Consider the following 16,367-nt stretch of genomic DNA (forward strand, 5'->3'; position numbering starts at 1 on the left):
TTACTCCGCCGCGACCCTGCGGGCTTTTTTCTTTGCTGCATGCGCCATCAGACCGTCACGGACCCAGGCGCCGTCGTCCCAGGCCTTGTTGCGCGCTTCCATACGCTCGACAGAACAGGGACCATTGCCCCTGAGCACGTCAAAGAATTCGTCCCAGTCGGGCTCTGAGAAATCGTAGTGACCGCGTTCCTCATTCCATTTCAGGTGCTCGTCTGGAATATTCAGGCCCAGAAAGGCCGCCTGCGGAGCGGTCTGGTCGACGAACTTCTGACGCAGCTCGTCATTGGTGTTCATCTTGATCTTCCAGGCCATGTTCTGCTCAGAATGCACCGAGTTTGCATCTGAAGGTCCGAACATCATCAGCGACGGATACCAGAAACGGTTCAGCGCATCCTGGGCCATTTTCCGCTGTGCTTCGGTGCCGTTGGCCATCTTCATCATGATGTCGAAGCCCTGGCGCTGGTGGAAACTCTCCTCTTTGCAGATCCGCACCATGGCGCGGGCATAGGGACCATAGGACGTGCGCTGCAGCGGCACCTGGTTCATGATCGCCGCACCATCGACCAGCCAGCCAACGGCACCCATATCAGCCCATGTCAGGGTCGGGTAATTGAAGATCGACGAATACTTCATTTTGCCGGACAGCAGATCACGGGTCAGCTGGTCGCGGCTCACGCCCAGCGTTTCTGCCGCACAGTAAAGGTAGAGGCCATGCCCCGCTTCGTCCTGCACCTTGGCCAGCAGGATCGCCTTGCGCTCAAGTGTTGGCGCGCGGGTGATCCAGTTGCCTTCGGGCAGCTGTCCGACGATTTCGGAATGGGCGTGCTGCCCGATCTGGCGGATCAGCGTTTTGCGGTACCCTTCGGGCATCCAGTCCTTGGGCTCGATCTTCTCACCGTCGTCTATGCGCTGTTGGAAGGCGGCGAGTTTTTCCGGATCGTCCTGTGACTTTTCGGATTTGATCATCTGTGCATACATCGTTCAGACCCTTTCCAGAATAAGTGCAACGCCCTGACCAACACCGACACACATGGTGCAGAGCGCATAACGCCCGCCGGTGCGTTGCAGCTGATATGCTGCGGTCATCACCAGCCTCGCGCCGGACATGCCCAGCGGGTGACCCAGTGCAATGGCGCCGCCATTTGGGTTCACGTGCGGTGCGTCATCGGCAACGCCCAGTTCGCGCAGTGTCGCAATGCCCTGGGCTGCGAAAGCTTCGTTGAGTTCTATGACGTCCATCTGATCGACGGTCATGCCGGCGCGGTCCAGCACCTTGCGGCAGGCCGGGACCGGGCCGATGCCCATCACGCGCGGTGCCACACCGGCGGCGGACATCGCAACGATACGTGCCATCGGGGTCAAGCCGTTACGGGCGGCGGCCTCTTCGGAAGCGATCAGCAGGGCGGCGGCCCCGTCATTCACACCAGACGCATTGCCCGCCGTAACCGTCAGGTCCGGTCCGTTGATCCCGCGCAGGCCGGCGAGCTTTTCAACGGCGGTGCCGGGGCGCGGGTGTTCATCACGGCATATCTCGATCGGGTCGCCCCGGCGCTGCGGAATGATCACGGGCGTGATCTCTCTGGCAAAGAGATCGGCGGCCTGGGCTGCTTCCCACCGCGCCTGACTGCGGGCGGCAAATGCGTCCTGGTCCGCGCGGCTGACATTGTAGTCAGCGGCGACATTGTCCGCGGTTTCCGGCATGGAATCGATACCGAATTCCGCTTTCATTTTGGGGTTCACAAACCGCCAGCCGATTGTGGTGTCGTACACCTGATTGTTCCGGCTGAAGGCTGTGTCTGCTTTTGGCATGACAAATGGCGCGCGGCTCATGCTTTCAACGCCACCGGCGATGCCCATGTCCATGTCGCCCGCCCTGATGGCGCGCGATACCGCACCCACGGCATCCATACCCGAGGCGCAGAGCCTGTTTATTGTCATGCCGGGCACATCGACCGGCAGACCAGCCAGCAGCAGGGCCATACGGGCCACGTTCCGGTTGTCTTCGCCCGCCTGGTTTGCGCAGCCCAGCACAACATCGTCGAGGGCGCTCCAGTCCATACCGGGATTTCGCGCGGCCAGAGCTGCAATCGGGGCCGCAGCCAGGTCGTCCGCGCGCAACCCGGAAAGCCCGCCGCCATAGCGACCGATCGGGGTTCGCTGTGCGTCGCAGATGAATGCCTGCATGAAGTCCTCCGTTTCTCCGGAAACTAGGGCAGGTCACGATCTGACGCAATATTTATGTTACGTATGCGATGGCGATGTGAATTATCCGTAACGCTTCAGGCGTCCTCTCTGTTGTTGGCCGGATCACAGCTGACAGCGAGCGCGCGCAGCGTGGTACCACCAGTGCCGGGGCCGGTATTCCTGCCGGGGGCGTGGCGTTTGCCGCTGTTTCCGGTGCCCGATCCCCGCGCCGGTTTGTCGGCACGCCGCACCGTATCCTGAATATCTTCTACGGCGCGCTGCACGCCGCGGCAGATACCGCTGAGCGTTGCCACACGCTCTGAACTGTTGGCGCAGAACAGGTCGCTTTTCTGCGCGGCATCGAACATCGATACCAGGTTCTGAAGCTGCAGGTCCGCCAGCGCGGAGAAAAAACGAATATCGTCGAACACCAGACGGCTGGTGTCAGCGGCTGTGTCCTGCAGAACCGGCATGGCCGTTGCGACGACGCGGTCCGCTTTCGACCGCATCGGTGCATGCTGCAGCAGGATGTCCCAGTGCAGCTCTCCGTTTGGCAGGGTCAGGCTCTGAAAATACCGCTGATCCTCTGAGGTTGCGGCGCAGCCGGCAAAACGCGCCTGGACTGCCGCGGCTTCCTCTTCGGGCAGAAAATCGGCCGGTTCTGCGCCCTGCATATCCGCAGCGCGCAACCCTGACACAGCGCACCATGCGCTGTTGCCACACATAAATGAAAACGGCGCGTCCGGGCGGGCGCGTTGTGCCGCAAACATCGGCACGTTAAAATTATCAAACAATGTCGCCAGCTGGGTGGCGGAACGTGTACTGAACATCAGTCCTCTCAAAAATCGGGTGCCCAATGGTGCCGGATTTCTGTTGTCAGTTACTTACCGGAACAACTTCAATTTTACCTATTTCAGGTTTCGGATTCGGCACGATTTTTGCGAGGAAAGACGTGTAATCAGTGGTTTGCAGAAAAAGTGAGGGATCGTTCCGGGACTGCGAACAGTCTGTGCACGAAACGACCCCCGTGAAAAATGGTTAATCGCCCAGGGTGACCCAGGCCGCGTTGCGCGCAGAGGACCGGACGCAGGCATCCACAAACTGAATGCCGCGCAGGCCATCGACGATATCGGGATAAATGACCTCCGGGGCGGGATCACGTCCCTCGCGACGGGCGACAATCGCTTCTGCAGCCTCGGAATAGATGTTGGCAAATCCTTCGAGATACCCTTCTGGATGTCCGGGCGGGATGCGGCTCATCCTTGCTGCTGCATCACCAGCCCCCGCGCCATTCCGGGTGATCAGGCGCTTGGGCTCGCCAAGGGGTGTGAACCAGAGCTGGTTCGGGTTCTCCTGGGACCATTCCAGCCCGCCCTTTTCGCCGTAGACCCGCAGACGCAGTGCGTTTTCGTTGCCGGGCGCCACCTGGCTGCACCACAGCATACCGCGCGCGCCCCCGTGAAACCGCAGCATCACGTGGCCATTGTCATCCAGCTGACGACCGGGGACAAAGGCCTGCAGATCGGCAGCCAGGCTTTCAACCGTCAGGCCGGTCACAAAGCAGGCAAGGTTATGCGCATGGGTACCGATGTCGCCGGTGGATCCCCCGGCACCGGACCGTGCCGGATCCGTGCGCCACGCGGCCTGTTTGAAGTCCTGCTCCTCGCTCAGCCAGTCCTGCGGGTATTCGACCTGCACCACGCGGACCGCACCGATATCACCGGCGCTGACCATCGCGCGCGCCTGCCGCACCATCGGATAGCCGGTGTAGTTATGCGTCAGCACGAACAGCGCATCAGAGCTTTCCACGGCTTTCACAAACTTGCGTGCGTCCGCCATGGTCGAAGTCAGCGGTTTGTCACAGATGACGTGGATGCCCCGTTTCAGGAACTCACGCGCAGCGGCGAAATGTACGTGATTGGGCGTGACAATGGCCACAGCCTCGATCCCGTTTTTCAGGCGCGCTTCACGGATCGCCATCTGTTTGAAATCGTCGTAAATCCGGTCTTCGGCAAGCCCCAGCGCCTCGCCTGAGGCCCGCGATTTCTCCGGTGTCGAGGACAGGGCCCCGGCCACCAGTTCGTAACGGTCGTCTATGCGTGATGCGATGCGGTGCACGGCGCCGATAAAGGCGTCGTTGCCGCCACCCACCATGCCCAGTCTGATACGGCTCATATTCTATATCCCCAGCATTTTGCGGTTTGTGGCCTCGTCTGTGCCACCATCGGCAAAGTCGTCAAAGGCCCGTTCGGTCACGCGGATGATGTGATCGGAAACGAACTGCGCGCCTTCGCGTGCACCGTCTTCGGGGTGCTTGAGGCAGCATTCCCATTCCACCACGGCCCAACCGTCGAAATCATTGGCGGCCATTTTGGAAAAGACGGCAGCGAAATCAACCTGCCCGTCGCCCAGGCTGCGGAAGCGGCCCGCGCGGTCCACCCAGGACTGGTAGCCGCCATAGACACCCTGTCTGCCGGTCGGATTGAACTCGGCATCCTTGACGTGGAACATACGGATCCGGTCTTTGTAGATGTCGATGTTGTCGAGGTAATCAAGGCACTGCAGCACATAGTGCGACGGGTCATAGAGCATGTTGCAGCGGGCGTGATTGCCAACGCGTTCAAGGAACATCTCAAAGGTGACACCGTCGTGCAGATCCTCGCCCGGGTGGATTTCGTAGCAGACGTCAACACCGCAGTCCTCGGCATGATCCAGGATCGGCCGCCAGCGCTTTGCCAGTTCGTCAAAAGCGGTTTCGACAAGACCCGCCGGGCGCTGTGGCCAGGGGTACATATAGGGCCAGGCCAGCGCACCCGAGAAGGTCGCATGCGCCCCGATGCCCATATTGGCCGATGCTGACAGCGCCTTTTTCACCTGGTCTGTGGCCCATTCCTGACGCGCCTGCGGGTTGCCGTGCACCGACGGGTCGGCAAAGCCGTCAAAGCCCGCATCATAGGCGGGGTGTACCGCAACAAGCTGGCCCTGGAGGTGGGTCGACAGCTCAGTGACCTCGATCCCGTTCGCGGCGGCCTGACCTTTAAAATCGTCGCAATACGTCTTGCTTTCTGCCGCCTGTGCCAGATCGAAAAGACGACCATCCCAGCTGGGGACCTGAACACCTTTGTAGCCGCAGTCCGCGGCCCATTTCGTGATGGCATCCCAGGAATTGAAGGGGGCGTCATCACCCGCGAACTGCGCCAGAAACAGCGCCGGTCCCTTAATGGTTTTCATGTATTTTCCTCCCTAGTGCGCGCCGGTTCCGGCGGCAGGTTTTCTTTCAGATAAACGTCGATGCGGATCCGTTCCTGAGCGGTGTTGATCGGTGATTTATCAACCACAGCGCGCATGATCCGCAATGCACTTCGTACCAGGTGACCGGCATCCTGGCTGATTACCGCGTCGAACAGCCCGTCGCCAAGCGCCCTGCGGGACAAAGGCGTCAGCTCATGGGCGACAATGACCGGAGCGTTCTGCATGCCGGTCCTGTCAAAATGACGGATCAGCCCGGCGTTCCCGGCGGCAGACGAATAGATGCCGACGATACCTCCCGTCCGCTCCAGCGTCTTTGGCAGCAGCCTTTCGATCAGGTCGGGATCGTCCCGCCCCTCAAGCGAGGCGAGCACATTCAGTTGCGGGAAATCCCGGGCCATGACCTCGTCAAACCCCAAGCGGCGTTCAAGATGATCGCGTGCCAGCATAGAGCCAGTCAGCACCAGGATATTGCCCTGAACCGACCCCAGAAAACGTCCCATCAGCTGGGCCGCGGTCCGCCCTGCCGCGATATTGTCTATGCCGACATAGGTGTTCCTTTCTGAGCTTGGGATGTCCGACACCAGCGAAACGACGGATACCCCATGTGCCCGCAGTCGCGAGATGCTGTCGCGTACTGAAGGTGTCTCCGGGCCGAAGACGGCAACGCCATCGGTCTGCGTCACGTCGACCTCGTTGATCGCCTCGGCGAGTGCCATCGGATCAAACGCCGGTACGCTGATGTGCGACACCTGCGTGCGGTCACGCAGCAGACCCGGCGACAGATCGGCGATGTGCTCCTCGATCAGGGACAGGAACTCGTTATTGGTCGCCGGAAGGATAAACAGAAAGCGATAGACCCGCCCGCGTGCCAGATTGGCCGCCGCTGTGTCACGCACGTATCCCAGATCGGCGATCGCACGATTGACCTTTTCGACAGTGATCTTACGGACGCCGGGGCGTTCGTTGAGCACACGGTCCACGGTCGCAAGGCTGACCCCGGCCACACGCGCAATGTCGTTGACCGTAGGTTTCAGCGGATTGTTCTCGCGACCGGCTTTCATGCCTGCTGGGTTATCCTTTCATCGCGCTGACCAGACCCTCAAAGAGGCGGGCCACCGCTTCGGCGCCCGGGTCGTTGTGACCGATCAGGTTTTCCTCGGGCACATAGGAGGCGCGCCCGGCTTTGGCCCGGCCGATGGCCGCGGTGGCATCCGCTCCCGTGCGCGCGGCGGCAGCGGCCTGATCCACGCCATCCGGCAGCGCAGTCAGCGCGGGTTCCAGCGCGTCGATCATGGTGCGGTCACCGGCGCGCGCGCCGCCCACTTCGCTGATCCGCTGCAACCCCTTGAGGAGGGCTTCATGCGTCGGATGTCCGTTGGCGCAGGCATCGCCTGCCGCGCCGAAAAAGATGGCGAGGATGACGCCCGAGGACCCGCCCATGGTCTGGCTGAGTTCGTTACCGACGGCGCGGAAAAGCTGGGTCAGATCGGCGAGCGGCATCCGGTCAAGCGATCCTTTGAGCGCGCGTGCTGCGGTGGCAAGGGTGCTGCCTGTGTCGCCATCCCCCGATTTTGCATCCAGCAGGTTCAGGTCGCTTTCAGCCGCGATCAGCAGATCGCAGCAGGTCTCAATGATGCCCCGGACCCGTGGGTTCTCGGACGGAATGGGCTGGATCGGGCTCAGCCCGTCGGGCAGCGGCTTTGCGATCACATCATCCAGCGTGAACATGCCGGGCCATGCAGCAAGCGGGACCGGGCGTTCGAGACCCGCCTTTGCGGCATCGGACAGTGGCAGGACAGAGACGGAAAACCCGTGCATATCCAGGGACGTCATCATCGGCGCCGGGCCGATCACTGCCGTAATACCGGCTGCCTTGGAAGAGGATGCGAGGGCCTGCGCCAGCACGGACATCTCCAGTGGGGTGGTGCTGCCCAGGTTGTTGAGCAGGGCCACATGCGGTGTGCCGTCACGGCGGCCTGCCAGCTTGTCGAGAACCATGTCCATGGCGCTGGCGGCTGTATCAAACTGAACCTGCTGCACCCCGGCCTCGCCGTGGATCCCGAGGCCCAGTTCAGCCATGCCGCTGGCGATCCGGTCTTCTTTGGCGGAACCGGGCACCGTGCAGGTGTCGAGCGACATGCCGATGGAGGCCATTTCATCATTGGCCTTCTGTGCCGCCGCCGTCACGGTGTCGAGGTCCGCGCCGTTTGCTGCGAGAGCGCCTGCGATCTTGTGCACAAAGAGTGTCCCCGCCACGCCGCGCGCCTGGGGCAGATCGGGCAGAGCGATGTCGTCATCGACCACAACCATCGATACCTTGAGGCCGAAAGCCCGTGCGCGTTCGGCCGCGAGACCAAAGTTCAGCCGGTCGCCGGTGTAGTTCTTGACGATCAGCAGACAGCCGGCCTCGCCCGTGACAGCAAGGATACCGGCGAGAACCGCATCGACCGAGGGGGAGGCAAAAACCTCACCGCAGACCGCCGCCGTCAGCATCCCGTCGCCGACAAATCCCGCGTGGGCCGGTTCGTGACCGGACCCGCCGCCCGAGATCAGAGCGACCTGCGATTTATCCCAGTCCGTGCGGCAGACCACTTTGATATGCGGGTAGCCGTCCAGCCTGCAAAGGGCACCCCCCGAAGCTGCGAGAAGCCCGTCGATGGCATCGGTGACCAGGTTTTCCCTGCTGTTGATAAACTGCGCCACAGATATCTCCTTTCAGTAGATCCGGTTGCCCTGCGCATCGAAGCACAGAGGGTCCTTTGGGGTGATCCTGACCGTTCCGCCGGGCGCGTACTGCGAATGCGGGTCGGCCAGTGTGATGATGTCGTGCCCGTCCAGTTTCAGGTGCAGACGGCTGTGATCGCCAAGCCGTTCGATCCGGCCGATGGCGGCTTCGCGGCCTTCTCCCTGTGTGACATGTTCGGGCCGCAACCCGATCCGGTGCGCCCCTTTGGGCGCGGTGCCGAAAAGGTCCGCTGGCAGAATATTGATGCGCGGCAGGCCAAGGCGCGAGGCCACATAGACCGAATTGGGGTTCTCGTAGATGTCGCGGGGTGTGCCGTACTGCACCAGCCGGCCCTCGTTCAGCACACCCACATGGGTGGCCATGGTCATGGCCTCAATCTGGTCGTGCGTCACATAGAGGATGGTGGCGCCCAGGTTTGCCTGAATACGTTTGAGTTCGATGCGCAGATCGGTGCGCAGTTTGGCGTCAAGCGAGCTGAGCGGTTCGTCCATCAGATAGACCTGCGGGTCGCGCACCAGCGCCCGGCCGATGGAGACACGCTGCATCTCGCCGCCCGAGAGCGCGGTCGCCTTGTTGTCGAGTTTGTGGGAAATCTGCAGAACATCGGCGACTTCGTTCACCTTGCGGTCAATCTCGTCCCGCGGGGTGCGCAGGATCGGCGATTTCAGCGGAAATTCCAGGTTTTCGCGCACGGTGAGATGCGGGTAGAGCGAATACTGCTGAAAGACCATGGCCACATCGCGCTGGGCCGGTGTCTCGTCGCGCAGAGTGTGCCCGCCGATGCTGATTTCACCGGCGTCCAGCTTTTCAAGCCCGGAGATCAGGCGTAGTGTCGTGGTCTTGCCCGCACCTGTCGGGCCCAGAAGGACCACAAAGGCACCGTCGGGAATGGTCATGTCGACCCCTTCGACACCAACTGTGTCACCGAAGGATTTGGAGACACCTTTGAGGACGACCTCAGCCATTGGACAGCACCCCGTTGTTCAGGTCTGACCGCAGGGCGCGGCCGGAGGTTTCATCAAAAAGCGTGATGGTTTCGGCGTTGAACCCAAGGCCGACTTTTTCGCCCGTGGTGGCCACCTGACCTGACGGCACGCGGGCTTTCAGTTCGCCGTTTGGGGTTTCCAGCGTGATGATCTGTGTTGTGCCGAGATATTCGGTGGCGACAACCTCGCCCCGGTAGTTACCGCTGTCAGACAGGGTGACGTGTTCGGGCCGCACGCCAAAGACCATTTTACCTGCAGCGCCCTCGATCTGGCGTGGGACGGCCATGGCCTGCCCCTGCAGATCAACGCTGGTTGTCCCTTCGGGGACAGTGCCATCGAAGCCCAGAAAGTTCATCGAGGGCGAGCCGATGAAATCCGCGACGAACATGGATGCGGGCTTGTCGTAGATTTCCTGGGGCGTGCCGAACTGTTCGACCACGGCGTTGTTCATCACCACGATCTTGTCGCCCATCTGCATGGCCTCCAGCTGGTCGTGGGTCACATAGACGGTGGTGGCGTTCATGCGGTCGTGCAGGGCGCGCAGCTCTTCGGACATGTGCTCGCGGAATTCTGCATCGAGTGCGCCAAGGGGTTCGTCCATCATGAACGCCTTGGGATTGCGCACAATGGCGCGGCCCAGGGCCACCCGCTGGCGGTCGCCGCCAGACAGACCCCCCACGGGTTTTTTGAGGATATCGCGGATGCCCAGAATGCCTGCAACCTCGTCCACCTTGTCGCGCACGGCGGCCCGGTTCATGCCCTGGCTGACCAGCGGATAGCTTAGGTTTTTATAGACATTCATGTGCGGATAGAGCGCAAACATCTGGAATACAAAAGCGATGTCACGCTGGCTGGGAGGCTTCTGGCTTATCTCTTCGCCGTCGAGCCAGATCTCGCCCGAAGTGGGCAGTTCTAGACCGGCAATCATGCGCAGCGTTGTGGTTTTGCCGCAGCCGGAGGGGCCCAGCAGCATGAAGAACTCACCGTCTTCGATGGTGAAGCTGGATTCTTTCACAGCGGTGAAATCACCGAATTCCTTACGGACATTTTTGATTACGATTTCAGCCATTGGCTTTTTTGTCCCTGTGATACGTCAGTGCCTGTGAAATGAAGGCGCGCAGCGGGCCTTCGGGCAGAGGTTGTTCCGGATCGAGCAGCAGGCCACGGTTTCCGTCGAAGGCAAGCGCTTCGTCCTGGCGCAGCCGGAAATCCCGGACCAGTGTGGTCTGGCAGTGTACATAGACCCCGGCCCGCGCCGGCGTCTCGCTGGTCACACCCAGCCGCAGCGTGGTGCCGGTTTTCCGCGTGGTGTTCAGGTAGGCTGGTTGCCCCCATTTCAGGGTCTCCTCCAGCGGGCCGGCACCGAGGTCCTCCGCGAGCGACAGGATCATATCGCGGACGCGCAGGTGGCAGTCCCGGACGGCCGGCGGGAAGGCATTGATTGCTGCCGATACGTCGGCCTGGGGTGTCATAAGAGCGGTCATTTCGGGAAGTGACTGACGATGATGAACATCACGGTACCGACGAGCGTCGTGATGAAGGAATAGGTGAACGCCCACATCACGAAGGGCTGCATCAGCATGAAGACCCCGAGCGCGATAATGATCGTCGCCAGCACTTCCCGTGGGCCGCGGCGCAGGCGGATCAGACCAGAGATAAAGTTGCTCATCGCAGGGCCTCCGGAGGCTGTCGGTAGGGCGTCGGTATTGCGTCGGTATCACGTCGGTAAAACGTCGGTGCGCGGCGCACGTTGGGGCAGGGTCCGGTTAAGGTCATTTGCGCACCGCTCCGAAGGTTATGCCGCGCAGCAGGTGTTTGCGCAGGGCCACGGTGAAGATCATCACCGGCAGCAGGAAGATGGTGGCGCCTGCAGCAACCGCGGGCCAGTCAAGACCACCGACACCGATGATCGTCGGGATAAAGGGCGGAGCCGTCTGGGCCGTGCCGGAGGTCAGCAGAACCGCAAAGGCGTATTCGTTCCAGGCGAAGATCAGGCAGAAGATCGCAGTTGATGCGATGCCGGTGGCGGCCTGGGGCAGCACGACTTTGTAGAAGGCCTGGAAGCGGGTGTAGCCGTCAATGAGGGCGGCTTCTTCGTATTCGCGCGGGATCTCGTCTATGAAGCCTTTGAGCAGCCAGACCGCGAGCGAGATGTTCACCGCCGTGTAGAGCAGGATCATGCCGAGGTGTGTGTCCGACAGGCCCAGCTGGCGGTACATCAGGAAGATCGGGATCGCCACGGCAATGGGGGGCATCATCCGCGTACTGAGAATGAAAAACAGCAGGTCATCCGCGAGCGGTATTTTGAACCTGGAGAAGGCATAGGCCGCCAGAGTACCGAGGAAGATACTGAGGAAGGTTGAGCCAAAGCCGATGATCACAGAATTGAGGAAGCGTTCGCCGAATTTCGAGGGACCGGCGATCACCATATCGTACTGGCGCACGATCTCTTCGTACCAGTTCTCCGGCGGATTGGCGGCGAGGAATTCGTCTGTCTGACGGGTGCGGGTGGTGAAGAGGTTCACGTAGCCTTCGAGGGTGGGTTCAAAGACCACCTTAGGCGGATAGCTGATGGCATCGGCGGGTGATTTGAACCCTGTGAGCATGATCCAGGCAAGCGGGATCATGGTGATCAGCGCGTAGAGAATGACCAGCGTACCGGCGAACCATTTGGAGCGCTTGCTGGGCTCGGTGACGGAGAAACTGCTCATGATCGGGTGCCTGTGTGCTGGGCTGAGGTCGGAGGGGGCTTCCTGCCCCCCGGCTGGCGCCTCCCCCGGGGATATTTCGGGCCAGAAGAAGAGGCGGGCGGCCGGGATAAGGCGGGTCATCGTTCTTTGACCTTGTTCAGGGCTTTGACGTAGATGCTCGCGAGGCCGAACACGGTGACAAAGAGGATGATGGCGTAGGCCGAGGCGTAGCCGGTGCGCCATTTCTCGAAGGCTTCGCGTTTGAGGTTGATGGAGGTGAGTTCGGTGGTGGAGCCCGGGCCGCCGCCGGTGAGCTGGACCACGAGATCGAACATTTTGAAGTTCTCGATCCCGCGGAAGAGCACGGCGAGCATCAGGAAGGGCAGCACCATGGGGATGGTGATGGTGAAGAACTGTCTGAGTTTGGAGGCGCGGTCGATCTCTGCGGCCTCGTAAATGTAGTCGGGGATCGACCGCAGGCCCGCGAGGCAGATGAGCATCACGAAGGGAGTCCACATCCAGGTGTCCACGATCACGATGGACCATGGTGCGAGATCCACAGAGCCCAGCATTTCGAAGCTGGAGGGATCCTTGCCGGTGAAGAAGGCGATGATGTAGTTAAAGAGGCCGATCTGCGGCTGGTAGAGGAACTTCCAGAAGTTGCCGACCACCGCGGGGCTCAGCATCATCGGCAGCACGATGATGGTCGTCCAGAGATCGTTGCCTTTGAATTTCTTGTTGATCAGGTAGGCCAGCGTGAAGCCGATGAGCACCTGGAAGAAGATTGTCCAGAACAGGAAATGCGCTGTGGCCTGCATGTTCAGCCAGATGTCGCTGTCGGTCAGGATGCGCTCGTAGTTGCGCAGGCCCACGTAGTCGACTTCGCGGTTCAGGCGGTTGGCGCGGAAGTTGGTAAAGCTGAGATTGATGGTCCAGATCAGCGGAAAGATGTTGATCGCCAGCAGCAGGAAGATCGTGGGCGCCACGAAGATCCAGGCGATGGCACGGTCGCTGAGACCTTTGATTTTGCGGGCCATGGCAGGCGGTGTTGCCTGTGCCGCGCGGGAGATAGGGGTGTCTGGCATGTGGACGCAGCTTTCCCGGGGCGAGACGGAAGAGCCCGTCCAGCCGGTTGGTCAGGGGACAGGGCGGGACCCGGGTTGCCCGGGGCCCCACCCTGAGGCGATGTTCAGAGTTTGCCTTCGTCTTCGAAGGTTTCTGTCCAGTCTTCGATCAGCTTGTCGAGCGCCTCTTTGGCGGTACCCTGATCGGCAACCACGTAGTCGTGGATGCGTTTCTGCATGGCCAGCAGCAGTTCGGCGTAGGCCGGTTCCTGCCAGAAGTCCTGGACGGCGCCCATGGCTTCGAGGAAGTCACCGGCAAAGGGGGCGCTGTCTACAAAGCTGTCGCTTTCCAGCACGGCCTTATGAGCCGAATAGCCGCCCAGATCCCACCATTTCTGCTGCACTTCAGGGTTGGCGAACCACTTGATGTATTCAAGGGCTGCGTCCTGCTTGTCAGAATAGGCCACAACCGAGATGCCCTGACCGCCCAGCGTAGAGCCGGCCTGGTTCTGCGGCGGGTTCACGAAGAAGTCGATCTTGTCGCCGCCGGTGTTCGGGTCTGCATAGAGGCCAGGGAAGAAGGCGAACCAGTTCATCGCCATCGCGACCTGACCGGATTTGAAGGCGTCGAGGCTTTCACCCATGTAGGAGTTTGTGTAACCCGGAGGTGTGGCTGTTTCGTAGAACTCTTTATAGAATTCAAGAGCTTCGACAGCTTCCGGCGAGTTTACAGCGCCTTCCATGTCATAGGAGCCGGGCGTGTTTTCATACTTGAAACCCCAGGGGTAGAGCGCGCCGGTGACACCCATGGTGATGCCTTCGGACCCGCGTTCGGTGAAGATCGCAGCACCGTAAACCGTCTGGCCGTCAATCTCGCGGCCCTGGAAGAACTGTGCGATTTCCAGCAGTTCCTTCTGGGATGCGGGCTCTGCCAGTTCGCGGCCGGTAGAGGCTTTGAAGGCTTCGCGGATGTCTTCACGGGCGAACCAGTCCTTGCGGTAGAACCAGCCGTTCGCATCGCCCATCGCGGGCAGCGCGTAGTAGTTGGGCGTGCCTTTGGGCCATGTGGAATAGGCGTAGACAGTCGCGTCTGCGAAATCGCCCATTGAGATGCCTTCGGCGTCGAAGAAGTCATTCAGCTTCACATAGTGGCCGTTTTCAGCGCCACCACCGATCCACTGGCTGTCGCCGATCAGCAGGTCGCAGAGTTTACCACCCGAGTTCAGCTCATTGAGCATCCGGTCGGCAAAGTTGGGCCATGGAATGAACTCGAAGCTCATGGAGTGGCCGGATTGTTCCTCAAATTCCTTGCTCAGCTCAACCAGAGCGTTTGCCGGGTCCCAGGCGGCCCAGCAGAGCGTCAGGTCATCGGCCTGAGCAGAAGCACCAAGGCTTGCAACTGTCATGCTCAGCGCGCTGACCGCGGTCAGTTTTGAATATTTCATGTAATTCCTCCCTATGAGTCCGCCCGACCGGTTCCTGCCGATTCGGGTAATGACTGTGTCCGACGCTAATTGAGGTGCGTACCTCATGTCGACATATTTTTGAGGGGCGTACCTCAAAAATGGGTTAAGCATTTGAAGATAATAGAATTAAACTTTCATTAACCGTGATTTCAGCGTGAGCACGATGGGCGAAGTATGCCGCATCAGGTCAGGAGGAATGCCGTAATCTGCGTTCGCGCCAGACGATAAGGAGGCCGCCGCCCACGATCAGGATTGCTCCGGGGAACAGCGTTTCCCACGGTGTTTCGCCGAAGAAAACCCACCCCAGACCAAATGCCAGTGGAATGCCGAAATAACTGAAAGGTGCAAGGTTGCTTTGTTCGGTCATGCGGTAGGCCACAATCAAAAGCAGAACAGCAATGCCGCCGAAAAAGCCCATTGCAATGATCCAGCCCAGGTCTGCCAGGCTGGAAACCGGTGTGAAGCCGCCCCAGAAAAGGGTGATCAGGAAGGTCGCAGTCAGGGCTGTGACAGAGGCGTAAAAATTGACCATGGGCGTTGGCACATCGTCATCGAAGAGACGGGCCGTGACGGCGACTGCAGCATAAAGAAAGGCTGCCCCCAGCGGCAGGAGTGACGCGAAGCTGAAAGCGTCGGTGCCGGGCCGCATGATAAGGATAACGCCGGCAAACCCGATGAGCACGGCGGCCCATCTCACCCAACCGACTTTTTCGCCAAGCAGGGGGACTGCGAGTGCTGTGACGAAAAGCGCGTTGGCGTAAGCGATGGTCGATGCGGTGGCGAAGGCCATCAGGCCCAGCGACATGTAAAACATCAGCTGCGCTGCTGACACGATGGCGCCACGGGCAAGGGCCAGCTTCCATTGCCGTATACGCCAGGGTCTGCCGGCGTCCCGCCACATCTTTGACAGCCAAAGGGCAAGGAGCGAAGGGATAAGAGCAAAAAGGTTGCGCCACGCGGAAAGCTCCTGCGCTGTGTAACGGTCAGACAGCAGTTTGATGGTAAGCCCCATCGCGTCAAAAAAGAGCAGTGCCACAAGACTGGTGATGATGGCGAGGCCGGTTTGGTCAGTGCTGCGCATCCATGTCCTCGCTGGTGTTCCAGGCGACGCTAACTGGCGCCACGGTCCACGGCAAGCGGGACTATTCGGTGGGATCGACGCGGCCGCGCAGGGACTTGACCTCGCCGCGGACTTTCTTGGCTTTGAGCCTGCGCTTTTTGGAGCCGAGCGTGGGTCGTGTGGCGATCCGGCGTTTCGGGCGGACCAGTGCCTTGCGGACCAGCTCCGCCAGGCGTTCGCGCACGATATCGCGGTTGCGGGCCTGGCTGCGGGTCTCGTCGCACTGCAGGACCAGCGCGCCTTCGGTTGTCCAGCGCCGCCCGGCCAGGCGTTTCAGACGGTTTTTCACCGCCGGCGGCAGGTTGGGGGACCGTTCTGCCTCGAACCGCAGCTCGACAGCCGAGGAGACCTTGTTGACGTTCTGCCCGCCCGGACCGGAGGCCCGCATGAAGCTTTCGGTGAATTCCCAGTCCTCAAGGGTGATATCGTCATTGATTTTCAGCATGGATCAGGCCAGCCGCCCCGAGATGCTGACGGAATTCCCGGACGGATCTTTGGCGTTGGCAAAAACATAGCCGTCTGCCTTATGCAGGGGGCCGAATTCCAGACCATTGCGGGCCGCCCCGGCGGCGAACCCAGGCACATCCGGCACGGTGAAAACCAGTTTGACCGCCGCCTGCCCCTGGCGCGCGCCTTTGCCCGCAGGATGCAGCAGCAGAATGACGCCGTCGCCCGGTGGACGCAGTTCGGTGATGCGGTCGCCCGGCAGATCGTGGCGCGTATACCCGAAGTGGCCGGTGTAGAACGCGGCCATTTCATCGGTCTTGCGGGTATAGAGAATAAGGCTGGCGAGCACGGGTGGCATAACAGATCACAGGTTGCATTGTGGGATGGGTTGTAACGTAAAAGGGCCACACCC

General features: G+C 60.9%; 17 protein-coding genes. All 17 read right to left on the reverse strand.

From position 1 onward, the window contains the following. Window positions 1–978, reverse strand: coding sequence for a 1,2-phenylacetyl-CoA epoxidase subunit PaaA (gene paaA, locus ACZ1HA_RS17715; protein WP_472714838.1), 978 nt, complete (start codon window positions 976–978; stop codon window positions 1–3). A 3-nt stretch (window positions 979–981) separates the two neighbouring features. Then, window positions 982–2,184: a 3-oxoadipyl-CoA thiolase gene (pcaF, locus tag ACZ1HA_RS17720; RefSeq protein WP_472714839.1), complete on the reverse strand. Its 1,203-nt coding sequence runs from the start codon at window positions 2,182–2,184 to the stop codon at window positions 982–984. 95 nt (window positions 2,185–2,279) lie between these two features. Then, window positions 2,280–3,014: a PAS domain S-box protein gene (locus ACZ1HA_RS17725; protein WP_472714840.1), complete on the reverse strand. Its 735-nt coding sequence runs from the start codon at window positions 3,012–3,014 to the stop codon at window positions 2,280–2,282. Between the two features lie 208 nt (window positions 3,015–3,222). After that, on the reverse strand, window positions 3,223–4,359 hold the full coding sequence (locus ACZ1HA_RS17730) for a Gfo/Idh/MocA family protein (protein WP_472714841.1): 1,137 nt from the start codon (window positions 4,357–4,359) through the stop codon (window positions 3,223–3,225). A 3-nt stretch (window positions 4,360–4,362) separates the two neighbouring features. Next, window positions 4,363–5,415 (reverse strand): sugar phosphate isomerase/epimerase family protein, encoded by a 1,053-nt coding sequence (locus tag ACZ1HA_RS17735; protein WP_472714842.1) that lies wholly within the window; start codon window positions 5,413–5,415, stop codon window positions 4,363–4,365. Next, window positions 5,412–6,497 (reverse strand): LacI family DNA-binding transcriptional regulator, encoded by a 1,086-nt coding sequence (locus ACZ1HA_RS17740; RefSeq protein ID WP_472714843.1) that lies wholly within the window; start codon window positions 6,495–6,497, stop codon window positions 5,412–5,414. The genes ACZ1HA_RS17735 and ACZ1HA_RS17740 overlap by 4 nt, the downstream gene beginning before the upstream one ends. A 10-nt stretch (window positions 6,498–6,507) precedes the next feature. Further along, window positions 6,508–8,139, reverse strand: coding sequence for a dihydroxyacetone kinase subunit DhaK (locus ACZ1HA_RS17745; RefSeq protein WP_472714844.1), 1,632 nt, complete (start codon window positions 8,137–8,139; stop codon window positions 6,508–6,510). A gap of 12 nt (window positions 8,140–8,151) precedes the next feature. Further along, the gene (locus ACZ1HA_RS17750) at window positions 8,152–9,147 is read right to left on the reverse strand and encodes an ABC transporter ATP-binding protein (protein WP_472714845.1); all 996 of its coding nucleotides are present in this window, start codon (window positions 9,145–9,147) and stop codon (window positions 8,152–8,154) included. Further along, entirely contained in the window at window positions 9,140–10,237 is a 1,098-nt protein-coding gene (locus ACZ1HA_RS17755; protein ID WP_472714846.1) for an ABC transporter ATP-binding protein, read from the reverse strand. The genes ACZ1HA_RS17750 and ACZ1HA_RS17755 overlap by 8 nt, the downstream gene beginning before the upstream one ends. Then, window positions 10,230–10,640, reverse strand: a complete 411-nt coding sequence (locus ACZ1HA_RS17760) for a DUF1801 domain-containing protein (RefSeq protein ID WP_472714847.1) — start codon at window positions 10,638–10,640, stop codon at window positions 10,230–10,232. Before ACZ1HA_RS17760 ends, ACZ1HA_RS17755 begins: the two co-directional genes overlap by 8 nt. An 8-nt stretch (window positions 10,641–10,648) precedes the next feature. Continuing rightward, entirely contained in the window at window positions 10,649–10,837 is a 189-nt protein-coding gene (locus ACZ1HA_RS17765; RefSeq protein ID WP_472714848.1) for a hypothetical protein, read from the reverse strand. A gap of 103 nt (window positions 10,838–10,940) precedes the next feature. Further along, the gene (locus tag ACZ1HA_RS17770; protein ID WP_472714849.1) at window positions 10,941–11,879 is read right to left on the reverse strand and encodes a carbohydrate ABC transporter permease; all 939 of its coding nucleotides are present in this window, start codon (window positions 11,877–11,879) and stop codon (window positions 10,941–10,943) included. A 116-nt stretch (window positions 11,880–11,995) separates the two neighbouring features. After that, the gene (locus ACZ1HA_RS17775) at window positions 11,996–12,943 is read right to left on the reverse strand and encodes a carbohydrate ABC transporter permease (protein ID WP_375229358.1); all 948 of its coding nucleotides are present in this window, start codon (window positions 12,941–12,943) and stop codon (window positions 11,996–11,998) included. A gap of 104 nt (window positions 12,944–13,047) precedes the next feature. Further along, the gene (locus tag ACZ1HA_RS17780; protein WP_375229357.1) at window positions 13,048–14,367 is read right to left on the reverse strand and encodes an ABC transporter substrate-binding protein; all 1,320 of its coding nucleotides are present in this window, start codon (window positions 14,365–14,367) and stop codon (window positions 13,048–13,050) included. Window positions 14,368–14,575: 208 nt separating this feature from the next. Then, entirely contained in the window at window positions 14,576–15,469 is an 894-nt protein-coding gene (locus tag ACZ1HA_RS17785) for a DMT family transporter (protein WP_472714850.1), read from the reverse strand. Between the two features lie 61 nt (window positions 15,470–15,530). Beyond that, complete coding sequence (gene arfB, locus ACZ1HA_RS17790) at window positions 15,531–15,953, reverse strand: alternative ribosome rescue aminoacyl-tRNA hydrolase ArfB (RefSeq protein ID WP_375229355.1); 423 nt, start codon at window positions 15,951–15,953, stop codon at window positions 15,531–15,533. A 3-nt stretch (window positions 15,954–15,956) separates the two neighbouring features. Continuing rightward, the gene (locus tag ACZ1HA_RS17795; protein ID WP_472714851.1) at window positions 15,957–16,313 is read right to left on the reverse strand and encodes a VOC family protein; all 357 of its coding nucleotides are present in this window, start codon (window positions 16,311–16,313) and stop codon (window positions 15,957–15,959) included. Window positions 16,314–16,367 lie beyond the last annotated feature (54 nt).

Source organism: Roseobacter sp. S87 (assembly GCF_055693285.1).

What these genes read in the sequence shown, in the direction of transcription:
- ACZ1HA_RS17730 (WP_472714841.1), bottom strand. Translation starts at nt 4,359, where the DNA reads ATGAGCCGTATCAGACTGGGCATGGTGGGTGGCGGCAACGACGCCTTT.
- ACZ1HA_RS17770 (WP_472714849.1), bottom strand. Translation starts at nt 11,879, where the DNA reads ATGAGCAGTTTCTCCGTCACCGAGCCCAGCAAGCGCTCCAAATGGTTC.
- paaA (WP_472714838.1), bottom strand. Translation starts at nt 978, where the DNA reads ATGTATGCACAGATGATCAAATCCGAAAAGTCACAGGACGATCCGGAA.
- arfB (WP_375229355.1), bottom strand. Translation starts at nt 15,953, where the DNA reads ATGCTGAAAATCAATGACGATATCACCCTTGAGGACTGGGAATTCACC.
- ACZ1HA_RS17740 (WP_472714843.1), bottom strand. Translation starts at nt 6,497, where the DNA reads ATGAAAGCCGGTCGCGAGAACAATCCGCTGAAACCTACGGTCAACGAC.
- ACZ1HA_RS17765 (WP_472714848.1), bottom strand. Translation starts at nt 10,837, where the DNA reads ATGAGCAACTTTATCTCTGGTCTGATCCGCCTGCGCCGCGGCCCACGG.
- ACZ1HA_RS17725 (WP_472714840.1), bottom strand. Translation starts at nt 3,014, where the DNA reads ATGTTCAGTACACGTTCCGCCACCCAGCTGGCGACATTGTTTGATAAT.
- ACZ1HA_RS17755 (WP_472714846.1), bottom strand. Translation starts at nt 10,237, where the DNA reads ATGGCTGAAATCGTAATCAAAAATGTCCGTAAGGAATTCGGTGATTTC.
- ACZ1HA_RS17775 (WP_375229358.1), bottom strand. Translation starts at nt 12,943, where the DNA reads ATGCCAGACACCCCTATCTCCCGCGCGGCACAGGCAACACCGCCTGCC.
- ACZ1HA_RS17785 (WP_472714850.1), bottom strand. Translation starts at nt 15,469, where the DNA reads ATGCGCAGCACTGACCAAACCGGCCTCGCCATCATCACCAGTCTTGTG.
- ACZ1HA_RS17735 (WP_472714842.1), bottom strand. Translation starts at nt 5,415, where the DNA reads ATGAAAACCATTAAGGGACCGGCGCTGTTTCTGGCGCAGTTCGCGGGT.
- ACZ1HA_RS17750 (WP_472714845.1), bottom strand. Translation starts at nt 9,147, where the DNA reads ATGGCTGAGGTCGTCCTCAAAGGTGTCTCCAAATCCTTCGGTGACACA.
- pcaF (WP_472714839.1), bottom strand. Translation starts at nt 2,184, where the DNA reads ATGCAGGCATTCATCTGCGACGCACAGCGAACCCCGATCGGTCGCTAT.
- ACZ1HA_RS17795 (WP_472714851.1), bottom strand. Translation starts at nt 16,313, where the DNA reads ATGCCACCCGTGCTCGCCAGCCTTATTCTCTATACCCGCAAGACCGAT.
- ACZ1HA_RS17760 (WP_472714847.1), bottom strand. Translation starts at nt 10,640, where the DNA reads ATGACACCCCAGGCCGACGTATCGGCAGCAATCAATGCCTTCCCGCCG.
- ACZ1HA_RS17780 (WP_375229357.1), bottom strand. Translation starts at nt 14,367, where the DNA reads ATGAAATATTCAAAACTGACCGCGGTCAGCGCGCTGAGCATGACAGTT.